The 11,535-nt window shown below is 70.2% G+C and carries 10 protein-coding genes; 7 read left to right on the top strand and 3 right to left on the bottom strand.

What is annotated here, in order from left to right; translation table 11 throughout:
• Positions 1 to 13: 13 nt before the first annotated feature.
• Positions 14 to 1,468 carry an LCP family protein gene (locus KIK09_RS20730; RefSeq protein WP_214320927.1) on the bottom strand — a complete coding sequence of 485 codons (1,455 nt, stop codon included), beginning with the start codon at positions 1,466 to 1,468 and terminating at the stop codon, positions 14 to 16.
• Here KIK09_RS20730 and KIK09_RS20735 point away from each other — a divergent pair.
• Positions 1,467 to 2,567, top strand: a complete 1,101-nt coding sequence (locus KIK09_RS20735) for a glycosyltransferase family 2 protein (RefSeq protein ID WP_504740303.1) — start codon at positions 1,467 to 1,469, stop codon at positions 2,565 to 2,567. The two genes, KIK09_RS20730 and KIK09_RS20735, sit on opposite strands and share 2 nt — an antisense overlap.
• Here KIK09_RS20735 and KIK09_RS20740 read toward each other — a convergent pair.
• Positions 2,530 to 4,245: a CDP-glycerol glycerophosphotransferase family protein gene (locus KIK09_RS20740; protein ID WP_214320929.1), complete on the bottom strand. Its 1,716-nt coding sequence runs from the start codon at positions 4,243 to 4,245 to the stop codon at positions 2,530 to 2,532. The two genes, KIK09_RS20735 and KIK09_RS20740, sit on opposite strands and share 38 nt — an antisense overlap.
• A 26-nt stretch (positions 4,246 to 4,271) precedes the next feature.
• Positions 4,272 to 5,663: a bifunctional cytidylyltransferase/SDR family oxidoreductase gene (locus KIK09_RS20745; protein WP_214320930.1), complete on the bottom strand. Its 1,392-nt coding sequence runs from the start codon at positions 5,661 to 5,663 to the stop codon at positions 4,272 to 4,274.
• A gap of 96 nt (positions 5,664 to 5,759) precedes the next feature.
• On the opposite strand from KIK09_RS20745, the gene KIK09_RS20750 reads away from it, so the two are divergent.
• The 6 genes from KIK09_RS20750 (at position 5,760) to KIK09_RS20775 (ending at position 11,510) form a co-directional block, all read left to right on the top strand.
• Positions 5,760 to 7,202, top strand: a complete 1,443-nt coding sequence (locus KIK09_RS20750; protein WP_250573527.1) for a CDP-alcohol phosphatidyltransferase family protein — start codon at positions 5,760 to 5,762, stop codon at positions 7,200 to 7,202.
• A gap of 11 nt (positions 7,203 to 7,213) precedes the next feature.
• Entirely contained in the window at positions 7,214 to 7,822 is a 609-nt protein-coding gene (locus KIK09_RS20755) for a DUF5941 domain-containing protein (RefSeq protein WP_250573528.1), read from the top strand.
• 82 nt (positions 7,823 to 7,904) lie between these two features.
• On the top strand, positions 7,905 to 8,636 hold the full coding sequence (locus tag KIK09_RS20760; RefSeq protein WP_214320932.1) for a phosphocholine cytidylyltransferase family protein: 732 nt from the start codon (positions 7,905 to 7,907) through the stop codon (positions 8,634 to 8,636).
• Between the two features lie 28 nt (positions 8,637 to 8,664).
• Complete coding sequence (locus tag KIK09_RS20765; RefSeq protein ID WP_214321620.1) at positions 8,665 to 9,705, top strand: iron-containing alcohol dehydrogenase family protein; 1,041 nt, start codon at positions 8,665 to 8,667, stop codon at positions 9,703 to 9,705.
• Positions 9,683 to 10,450 carry a CDP-alcohol phosphatidyltransferase family protein gene (locus tag KIK09_RS20770; RefSeq protein ID WP_214320933.1) on the top strand — a complete coding sequence of 256 codons (768 nt, stop codon included), beginning with the start codon at positions 9,683 to 9,685 and terminating at the stop codon, positions 10,448 to 10,450. The genes KIK09_RS20765 and KIK09_RS20770 overlap by 23 nt, the downstream gene beginning before the upstream one ends.
• A gap of 175 nt (positions 10,451 to 10,625) precedes the next feature.
• Positions 10,626 to 11,510 carry a glycosyltransferase family 2 protein gene (locus KIK09_RS20775; RefSeq protein WP_214321621.1) on the top strand — a complete coding sequence of 295 codons (885 nt, stop codon included), beginning with the start codon at positions 10,626 to 10,628 and terminating at the stop codon, positions 11,508 to 11,510.
• The last annotated feature ends 25 nt before the right edge of the window (positions 11,511 to 11,535 follow it).

Genomic DNA, 11,535 nt, shown 5'->3' on the forward strand with positions numbered 1-11,535 from the left:
GAACTGCAGGGGGTTATGCCTGTTTCTTGCAGATGTTCTGGCTTGCGGTTTTTGTCGTTGGGGTGGTGCTGGTCGTGGGGGTGGTGTCCGGCGTGGCCGCCACCTTCACCTTGTGGATCTTGGGCTGGTCGCTGCCCACGAGGACCTCGATGCCGCTGACGTCGGCCTGCTTCAACTGCGACCCGGGGATCGCGGCGGCCACCGTACGGGCGGAGTCCTCGCGGCCGGGGCCGTAGCGCACGATGGTCTGCTTGTGGTCCTTGGCCGGCTTGTTGCCCGGCTGGCCGGGCACCTGGAACCCGGCCGACAGCAGCGCCTGCTTGGTGCGGGCGCCGAGCCCGGTGATCAGCGTGCCGTTGGTGACCTTGACCGCGATCCGCTCCGGCGGGATCGTCAGCGCGGGCGCCTTGGTCGGCGTGGTCGTCGGCTTGGGAGCGGGCTGCTTGCCCAGGTCCTCGTCGGCGCCGATGCGGCGGAACAGCTCACGGGCGCCCTGCTTGTCCCACAGCACGGCCGACTCGCCGGTCGGCGACCTGAAGTTCAGGTTGGACAGCGGCACGTCGGCGAAGCGCACGTCGTCGAGGGACACGTCGCGCAGCTGGGTGGCCAGGCCGATGAGCCCGTCGTCGGGGTCGACCTTGATCGTGCGCAGCGTCGAGTTGACGAACGAGGCGAGCTTGATCGGGTTGGCCAGCGTGCCCGCGCTGAGCGCCTCGCTCAGCAGCGCCGAGATCACCTGGTGCTGCCGGTCGATGCGGTCGAGGTCGGAGCGCGCGGTCGCCCTGGTCCTGGCGTAGCGCAGCGCGTCGGCGCCCTGCAGCTCGTGGGTGCCGGCGGTGAGGTTGAGGCCCGCCTTGGGGTCGTTGATCGGCACGGGCGTGCAGACGGTCACGCCGCCCAGCGAGTCGACCACGTCGATGAAGCCGAGGACGTTCACCTCGATGTAGCGGTTGATCTGCAGCCCGGTGACCTGCTCGACCGTCTGCTTGGCCAGCTTCGCCCCGCCGAACTGGTAGGCGGAGTTGATCTTGTGGTCGCCCTTGCCGGGGATCGTCGTCCAGGTGTCGCGCGGCAGGCTCACGACCGTGACCCGGCGGTGGTCCTCCGACAGGTGGATCACCATCATCGTGTCGGTGCGCTGGCCCACCTCGCGGCCCAGGTTGAGCTGGTTCTGCTGCCTGCGGGTCAGGTCGTCGCGCTTGTCCACGCCGACGAGCAGGATGTTCATCGCGCCGCGCGGCGCCGTGTCGGACACACCGGCGTCGACCGAGGCGATCTGCCGCGGCATCGCCCACACCACGCCGGTGCCGATCAGGATCGCTCCGGAGATGGCGCCGTTGATGATCAGGTTGCGGCGCCGGGCGCGCGGGCTCCTGCCGGGCTTCCTGGGCCGGGTCGCGAGCTTGACGCCGCCGTACGCGTCGCCGCCCACGAGCACCCCAGCGTCCTCCTCGCCCGGGTCGCGCATGCCCTGCCCCCCTTTGATCCCGCCGGAGATCGGGCTTTCGATTGCCCTCCTCCCCTGGTCGTACAGTAGCGTGAGGCCCGCCATGAAGCAGTTCCCCGACTCGCCGCACGCGCCCGCGGAGACGCGTGACTGGCCGCCGATTTCCGTCGTGATGCCGGTCCTCAACGAGGAGCGGCACCTCCGCGAGGCCGTGGACATGATCCTGGCCCAGAGCTACCCCGGCGAGATCGAGATCGTCCTCGCCGTGGGGCCATCCCGCGACCGCACCCAGGAGGTCGCCGACGCCATCGCGGCGGCCGATTCCCGGGTGACCGTCGTCCCCAATCCGAGCGGTCGCACGCCGAGCGCGCTGAACGCCGCGATCGCCGCCTCCCGCAACGGGATCATCGCCAGGGTCGACGGGCACGCCATGCTGCCGGCCGACTACCTGCGCGTGGCGGTCGAGACGCTGGCCGAGACGGGCGCCGACAACGTGGGCGGCGTCATGGCCGCCGAGGGCGTCACGCCCTTCGAGCAGGCCGTGGCCAGGGCCATGACCTCCAAGATCGGAGTCGGCGCGGCCGCCTTCCACGTCGGCGGTACGGCGGGCCCCGCCGACACCGTCTACCTGGGCGTCTTCCGCCGCGAGGCGCTGGAGCGGGTCGGCGGCTACGACGAGCACTTCCAGCGCGCGCAGGACTGGGAGATGAACCACCGCATCCGCCAGACCGGCGGCCTGGTGTGGTTCCAGCCCGCGATGCGCGTCACCTACCGGCCAAGGCCCAACGTCAAGGCGCTGGCCAAGCAGTACTTCCACTACGGCCGCTGGCGCCGGGTGGTCTGGCGCACCCACGAGGGCACGATCAACCCGCGCTACCTGGCGCCGCCGGCCGCGGTGCTGGGCATCGTGCTCGGACTGCTGGTCGCGCCGTTCTTCCCGCTCGCGCTGATCCTGCCCGGGGGTTACGTCGCCGCCGTCCTGGCGGGCTCCGTGCTGACCGGTGGCGGGCTGTCGTTCACGGTCCTGCTCCGGCTGCCGGTCGTCTACGCGACCATGCACATCTGCTGGGGCTGGGGCTTCATCACGAGTCCGCGAAAGCTCGCTCGACCGTCCAGCTGAAGCGGTCGGGCCCGATCAGATACGCCTTGAGCTTGCGCCGGGCACAGGCCAGCGAATCCTCCCCGTCGAGGAAGCCGGCCAGCCCGGCCAGGTCCCTGCCCAGCAGCACGCCCGCCTCCGTGCTCGGGTAGCGCTCGTGGAAGTTCCGCTCGGGCAGCCCTGAGACGTTGGTGACCGCGTACGGCTTGCCGCTGGCCAGGAAGTCGGCGACCACGCTGGAGATGTCGCTGATCATCACGTCCGCCTCGTTGAAGCAGTCGTACAGGTGCGGCTCGTTGCCGGTGACCACGAGATGCGTGATCGGGCTGCCCGCCGTACCCGAGGTGGGGTGGCGGCCCTTGGCCAGGGCCAGGTTGGCGGCCTCCAGCATGGCGACGATCTTCCTGTGCGCGCGGCCGGCCGCGCGGTCGCGGTGGCCGGTGAGCGGGTGCGACTTGTAGATCACGCGCAGCCGCGGCGAGTGGTCGAGCAGCGCCCGCACGATCCGCGGCCCCATCGTGGTCAGCGAGGTGTGGAACAGGTCGTCGGTCCACCCCTCCCAGGTCGGTGCGTAAAGGACGGACCGGTACGGCAGGCCGGGCCCCTCCGTCGAGATCCCGTCCAGCTGCGGCCGCCCGACCTCGTGGACGTCCTCGTCCCTGACCCCCACCCGGGCCCGCAGGTAGCGGTCGCGCCCGGCGGGCCCCGCCACCCAGACCTCGTCGTAGACCCGGGTGAACGGGTTGAACGAGGCCTCCTTGTCGCTGTCGCCGTGGCCGATGAAGACGCTGCGCAGCCCGGGGATGCGCAGCATGTGGATGTTCTTGCCCACGTTGGCCACGTACAGGCAGAGCCGGGCGGTGGTCAGGGCGTGGAAGCCCATCAGGTCGGCCGAGGACGGGATGCACACCATCGGCAGCGTGGTGGGCTCCAGGTACTGCGCCATGCCGCGCTCGCGCAGCAGCACCAGCGCCCTGCGCTCCAGCCGCTCCAGTGTGGGCAGCCACATCCTGGCCTGGTAGGCGGCCTCCTTCGCGCCGGAGAAGTAGAGGATCACCTCCGGCTGGTACTCGCGCACCTGGCGGTCGACCACCGCGATGACCCGGGCGGCGTCCTTGAGCGGTTCGGACCGCCTTACGTAGGGAATGAGCGCCACCACACACGCCAGGCCAAGCAGCAGCGAGGCGCCGGCGCCGGTAAAGGCCGCCTCGGCGCCGAGGGCGGCGCCGAGCACCGGGAGCACGTCGAGGTAGAGGAAGCGCACGCCCTGGTAGTTGACCAGGAACTCCGGCGGCATGGCCGGCAGGTTGAGCGCGGAGACGTCCAGGTTGCGGGTGGTGACCGGCAGCATGGTCAGCGTCTGCTTGAAGCGCATGGCCAGGCCCGTCTGCAGGGCGCGCACCCCGTGCAGGGCGAACAGCCCGACCGCGAGCCCGACGAACCACGGGGAGTTCGGCCCCGCGGTCCGCGCCACCAGCAGGACGGCCGCCATCTCGCGGACCACGAACCGCATCGTGACCCCGAGGTGGACCCTGGACAGCAGATCGACCAGGTAATGGGACACGCGCGGCGCGACGATCTCCGCCGCGTAGGAGGCCACCGCGACCAGCGCGAACAGCGGCGGCGACGGCCAGAGGGCGGTGATCAGCAGGGCTGGGTAACACGCCAGCAGCAGCCCGAACGCACACAGTCTCCTCATGAGTACGGACGGTAACAAGTGTGAGGTCAAGCGCCGTCAAGGCGAACGTCTACCACTTGCCCGGTTAGGTCGGAGATGAGGACATCGATCGACGTCTGGGCCACGGCGCGCGGAGACAGCAGGGTATGGGCGGGTTCCTCGCCGAATGCCCGCTCACGCATCGGCGTGCTGGTCCGCTCGGGATTGACGCAGTTGACCCGGATGCCGTCGGCCGCCCACTCGTCGGCCAGCGCCTGGGTCAGGTTGACCACGGCCGCCTTGGTGGAGGAGTAGAGGCTGTAGTCGGCGCGCCCGCGCGTGTAGCTGGAGGAGGTGTACAGCAGCAGCCGCCCCCGCGTCTCGCGCAGGTGGGCGTAGGCGGCCCGTGCCACGTTGACCGGGCCCAGGTAGTTGACGCCCACGGTCTCGGCGATGGTCTCGTCGGTGACCTCGGCCAGCTTGCCCATGTGCAGCACGCCCGCCGTGTTGACCACGTAGTCCACCTGCCCGACCTGCGCCAGCGCCTTGGCCACCGAGTCGTAGTCCTCCACCCGCACGCCGTTCTGGGTGCGCGAGAAGGAGTGCACCCGCGCGCCGTACCCCTGGGCCAGGTCGACCACGTCGGCGCCGATGCCGTAGCTGCCGCCGAAGACCACCACGGACCTGCCGTCGAGCGCCTCCCGGTAGTCGCGCGGGTTCGGCTGCGGGGCGCCGGCGGCGGCAAGCTGGAACAGCTTGTCCGCGATGTGCACGTCCACCGGGTGGGTGACCTTGATGTTGTGCTCGCTGCCGGGAACGATGTAGATCGGCACGTCGGGCAGGTAGCGCAGCACCACACCGCAGTCGTCGGTGGCGGGCTGCTTGTCGAAGTCGGGGTCGGCGAAGGCCCGCTCGTAGGCCTCGCGGATCACCGACAGCCGGAAGCACTGCGGCGTCTGCCCCCTGCGCAGCCGCGACCTGTCGGGAATGTCGCGCACGATCTCCCCGCGCGGCCCTGGAGCCGCCACCACGACCGTGTCGGAGCTCGGGATCGCCACGTCCACCGCCGAGTACGTCTGCAGCGCCGCGACGCACTCGGTGATGATCCGCGGCTCCAGCAGCGGCCGCACCGCGTCGTGCAGCAACACGTTGCACTCCTGCGGCCCGAGCGCCTTCAGCGCCCGCCAGGTCGACTCGGTACGGCTCGCGCCACCCTCCACGATGTGGCTGACCTTGCCGAAGCCGCCCCTGGATACCAGCTCCTCCACCTGGTCGGTGAAGCCGGGCGTCATCAGGACCACGATCTCGTCGATCTCCGGCGCACCGTCGAACAGGGTGAGGGTGTGCTCCAGGATCGTCTTGCCGGCGATCTTGATGAGCTGCTTGGGTGTGTTCAGCCCGACACGCTGGCCCACCCCGCCAGCCAGCACAACACCCACGGAACGCAGCCGAGATTCCATGGCATGGAGCGTAACGGTCCTGTTCCGTGATATCGCGTTGCGCTGTCGCTACGCTGTGTCCACGCGCTCCCTCGCGACCCGGGAGGAGTCCTGCGCTTGACCGACTCACTGACCCGTGTGAGCACGACCACGTCGGCCGTGCTCCTCGCAACCACCGCCGCTGCCAGGCTCACCTGCGCCGACGGCACGCTGCTCGACCGGATCAACGATCAGCTCGCCACGCTGCCCGTGCGTGACGTGCAGGTCGTGCCGCCGGGGGCCGGCCTCGGGGCCGATCTACGGAGCGTAGCGAAGATCGCCCGTCTGTCCTCGGGCCCCGTCGTCGTGCTCCCAGCCGACCTCGTGGCTCACACCGAGGCGCTGGCGCTGCTGCTCGAACATCCCGCGCGCGACACCGGCGCGCTGGTCTGCTTCGACGTGATGGCCGCGCCGCTGCGCCCTCCGGTGCAGGTCGAGCGCGGCCGGATCGTCGCCGCGGGCAGCTCGTTCCACGAGGTCCCCGACGCCAACGCCACCTTCCGCGGCGTGCTGCAGGCGGGCGAGGCCGATCTCGGCACGCTGGCCGACATCGCCGAGGAGCTGGCGGAGCTGGCCGACACCGGCAAGCTCGGCCCCGTCAGCCCGGTGGAGGCCGTCGACCTGCTGCTGGTCGGCCTGGTCCGCTCCGGCGTACGGGTGCGCGCGGCCACGCTCGGGCCGCTGCACTGCGACAGGATCACCAGCCAGCACTCCGCCGACGCCGCCGTCACGCGCCTGGCGGAGGTGGACGAGACGCGGGTGCGCCTGGACACCTCGGTCAAGTCCGAGGACGGTTTCTTCGCCACCTACTTCGTCTCGTCCTGGTCGCGCTACCTCATACGGCCGGCGGCCAGGCTCAAGCTCACGCCCAACGCGGTCACCGGCATCTCGATCGGCATGGCCGTGCTCTCGGCGATCTGGTTCTCCGAGGGCACGCGCCTGTCGCAGATCGCCGGCGGGCTGCTGCTGTACCTGTCTTTCGTCCTGGACTGCCTGGACGGGCAGCTGGCCCGCTACACCCGCACGTTCTCCCCGCTGGGCGCCTGGGTGGACGGCATGGCCGACCGGTTCAAGGAGTTCGTCGTCTACGTGGGCCTGGCCTTCGGCTACACCGCCGGCCTGGGCAACCCCGACGGCATCTGGTACCTGGCCGCCGCCGCCATGATCCTCCAGGTCGTACGGCACTCCGTCGACTTCTCCTATTCGGGCGCGGTCGCCGACTCGGGCAGGATCGGCGCCGCCTGGGCCAAGCCCAGGCGCTCGCTGCTCGAGTCGGCCGACGGCGGCCGCTACGGCGTGCCCCGCCAGGGCATGCTCCGCCTGGCCCAGCGGATGGAGCGGGAGTCGGTCACGCGCTACCTGAAGAAGATGATCGTGCTCCCGATCGGGGAACGGTGGGCGCTCATCGCGATCACCGCGGCGGTCTTCAACGCCCGCGTCACGTTCCTGTCCCTGCTCGCGTGGGGCGGCGTGGCGGCGCTCTACCAGCTGGCCGGCCGGATCGCGAGGTCCTCCCGATGATAAGTGTGCACATGACCCCGGTGCCGCGCAGCACCGTCATGGCCTACCGCGACGACGGGCCGCTCTCGCGCGGCATGGGGATGCTCGTCGCGGGCCAGCTGCCGCCGCTGCCCCCGGTCGTCGCGGGCGCGTTCGTCACCGGCGTGCTGCTGGTCATCGGGGTGGCGGGCTCTGACGGGCTGGCGGTCTTCGCCCCGGCGGTGACGCTGCTGCTGGCAGGGCCGGGCAGCTCCCACCCGCACGACGGGCGGGTCGACTGGCTGGTGCCGCCGATCCTGCGCCTCATCGAGTACTCCTTCATCGCGGCCTGCGGCTTCGCCCACGACGTGCCGCCGTGGCTGATCTTCGTCCTGCTCGGCGCGATGGCCTTCCACCACTACGACCTGGTCTACCGGCTGCGCCAGCGGGTCTACCCGCCGCCGTGGCTGGCCACGTTCGGGCTCGGCTGGGACGGGCGGATGATCGTGGTAGCCCTGACGGCCATCGCCGGCTTCGTGACCGGCGGTTTCGTGCTGCTCGCGCTCTACCTGTGGGGGCTGTTCGGCTGGGAGAGCCTCACCTGCTGGCTGGCGGCGCCACGTTCTGGTGTGGAAGCGTCCGATTTGGAAACGCAGGACTAAGGGCTGATTACCCGATCAGGGCCTCCAGGCAACTAACCTTTGGGGCCTGGAGAAGAGTCACGCCCCGACTTAGGAGTGCACGTTGCTGGGAATGGTGCTGGCCGCTGGAGCCGGACGACGCCTGCGGCCGTACACCGACACGCTGCCGAAAGCGCTCGTGCCGGTCGACGGCGAGACCACGATCATGGACATCTCCCTGCGTAACCTCGCCGAGGTCGGGCTGCGCGAGGTCGTGATCATCGTCGGCTACGCGGCGCAGGCCGTACACGAGCGCAAGGCGGACTTCGAGGACCGCTACGGCGTGAAGCTGACCCTCGTGCACAACGACAAGGCCGAGGAGTGGAACAACGCCTACTCCCTGTGGTGCGCGCGCGACTACTTCGCGCAGGGCGCGCTGCTGGTCAACGGCGACACCGTGCATCCCGTCTCGGTGGAGAAGACGCTCCTGTCGGCCCCGGAGACCAGCGACATCCTGCTGGCCGTGGACGACGTGAAGAAGCTCGCCGACGAGGAGATGAAGGTCACGCTCAACGGCGGCTCCCTGTCGAGGATCACCAAGCTGATGGACCCCGCCGAGGCCTACGGCGAGTACATCGGCGCCACCCTGATCAGGCCCGCCGCCGCCGAGCGGCTGGCCGACGCACTCAAGGCGACCTTCGAGCGCGACCCGCAGCTCTACTACGAGGACGGCTACCAGGAGCTGGTCGAGCGCGGCGAGAAGATCCACGTCGCCCCGATCGGCGAGGTCGACTGGGTCGAGGTGGACAACCACGACGACCTGGCTAAGGCTCGTACCATCGCTGTTCGCTACTGAGGGGGCGCAGATGCCGCTTCTGGCGAGGATGCTGCCCGCGCCGCTGACCATGGAGGTCCGGCGCGGAGCTGTGGCGGAGCTCGGCGCGCTGCTGGCTGACAGCAGGGTGGCCACCTCCGGCAGGGTCGCGGTGGCCGTGGGTCCCGGCCAGGGCGACCACATCGAGGGCCTGATCGCGCCCACCCTGGGCGAGGCCGAGGTGTTCAGGGTGACCGACGGCTCGGTCGACGCGGCCGTGTCGCTCGGCGCCGACCTGCGCAAGGGCGCCTACGAGGTGGTGGTGGGCGTCGGCGGCGGGCGGACCATCGACGCCACGAAGTACGCGGCCTCCCTGGCCGGCATCCCGATGGTCGCGGTCGCCACGAACCTTTCGCACGACGGCATCTGCTCGCCGACGGCCTCGCTGGTCTACGAGGGCGGCAAGGGCTCCTTCGGCGTGCCGATGCCGCTGGCGATCCTGGTCGACCTGGACTTCGTGCACGCCGCGCCGGAGTCGCTCGTCCGCTCGGGCATCGGCGACGTGCTGAGCAACCTGTCGGCCATCGACGACTGGCAGCTGGCCAACGTCGAGCGCGGCGAGCCCATCGACGGGCTGGCCTGCTCGATGGCCCGCACGCCCGCCGAGGCGCTGATCGGCAGGTCAGACTCGATCGAGTCCGACGCTTTCCTGACCGTCCTGGCGGAGGCTTTGATCCTTTCCGGCATGTCGATGGTGATCGCCGGCTCGTCCCGGCCCTCCAGTGGTGGAGATCATGAGATCCTTCATGCCGTGGATCAGCTCTTCCCCGGCACGTCCAACCACGGCGAGCTGGCCGGCATCGGCGCCGCCTTCTGCTATTTCCTGCGGGAGGACAGCGCCAGGCTGACGCAGGTGACCGACTGCCTGCGCAAGCACAAGCTGCCGGTCGGCCCCCTCGACATCGGCCTGACCGCCGAGCAGTTCACCCAGGCCGTGATGCTGGCACCCGCCACCAGGCCAGGCCGCTACACGATTCTCGAGCATCTGCGTCTGTCAGAGTCCGAGACTCGGGATCGGGTGGAGGACTATGTCCGGGCCTTCGCTAACTGAGTTCCGGCGGGTCGCCCAGCCCGCCGGACACCTCGAGCGCAAGAACGGCGAGCACTGGGCCGGCGTGCTCTACATGCGCAAGCTGTCCGTCTACGTCACCTATGCGCTGGCCAAGACGCCCGTCACGCCCAACCAGCTCACCTGGCTGATGACGATCGTCGGCGTCGTGGGCGGGGCCGTGCTCGCCCTGCCCGGGCTGTGGGCCGCGGTGGTGTCCGCCCTGCTCATCCAGGTGTACCTGCTGCTCGACTGCTCCGACGGAGAGCTGGCCCGCTGGACGGGCAAGACCTCGCTGGCCGGGGTCTACCTGGACCGCGTCGGGGCGTACTTCACCGAGGCGGCCGTGCTGGTCGCGCTCGGGTTCCGCGCCTCGGCGGTGCTGCCCGACTGGTACACGGTGCTCGGCCTGGCCGGGGCGCTCGGCGCGATCCTCATCAAGGCCGAGACCGACCTGGTCGACGTGGCACGGGCCAAGGGCGGGCTGAGCACCGCCTCCGAGGCTTCGGTGGCCCAGTTCCGCTCCGGGCTGCTGGGGCTGGCCAGGCGGATCCTGGCGGCGACCAAATTCCACCGGATCGTTCAGCCGGTGGAATTGTCGATCCTCGCCCTCGTGGCCGCCGTGATCGATACCGTCGTAGGTGGACTTCCCGCGTCGCGGGTGCTGGTCGTGGCCTGCGCCGTCGCTGCCGCGATCCAGGTGGTTCTGCATTTGGTAAGCATCATGGCGTCGAGGCGGCTTGCGTGATCTCATGTCGGAACCGGGTGGGCTCCCCGTCCGTCGTATTGATCGGACGTCCGCCGTTCGGTGGGGGTTCACTAACGGTTCCGATACGCTTAGCTCCACCAATATCAGGAAATAGACTCGGTGATCATGAAAGAATGCTCCGCCCGTGCTCTCAACGCGTCAAGGCGATGACGCGTTGAAGATCTCGTGCGTCATCCTCACCATGGGCAACCGGGTCGCGGAGCTGGACCGGGCGGTCGAGTCGGCGCTCAACCAGATCGACGGCGACGTCGAGGTGGTGATCGTAGGCAACGGCGCAGACGTGCCCCAGGTGACGGCGACGCCACCCGAGGGCTCGGCCGCGACCGTGAAGACGGTCCGGCTCGAGCGCAACACCGGCATCCCGGCCGGCCGCAACCGCGGCGTCGAGGAGTGCTCCGGCGATGTCGTGCTGTTCCTCGACGACGACGGCTGGTACGCCAACCAGAAGGTCGTGGCCCACGTCCGTGACCGCTTCGCCACCGAGCCCGACCTGGCGGTCATCTCCTTCCGGGTGATGGACCCCGAGGGCGGCATCGGCCAGCGGCGCCACGTGCCGCGGCTGCGGGCCGGCGATCCCGAGCGCTCGTCCCCCGTGACGACGTTCCTCGGTGGCGCCTCGGCCATCAGGCGTTCCGCGTTCCTGCAGGTCGGCGGGCTGCCCGAGCGGTTCTTCTACGCGCACGAGGAGACCGACCTGGCCTGGCGGCTGCTCGGCGAGGGCTACCGCATCGAGTACGACGCCGAGACCGTCATGTACCACCCGCAGGTGCCGCCCACCCGCCACGCCGAGTTCTACCGGCTCAACGCCCGCAACCGGGTCTGGCTGGCTCGGCGTAACCTGCCGTGGCCGCTGGCGGGCCTCTACCTGGTCGACTGGGTGGTGCTCACGCTCATCCGCGAGCGCAGGTCGAGCGTGGCGCTGAAGGCCTGGTTCCAGGGCTTCTTCGAGGGGCTGCGCACGCCCGCGGGCGAGCGCCGCCCGATGGCCTGGCGCACGGCCTGGCGCATGGTGAAGCTCGGCCGCCCGCCGATCGTGTGAGCCACCGCCTCGAACCGTGATGGAG

Source organism: Nonomuraea sediminis (genome assembly GCF_018531495.1).
GTDB lineage: Bacteria > Actinomycetota > Actinomycetes > Streptosporangiales > Streptosporangiaceae > Nonomuraea > Nonomuraea sediminis.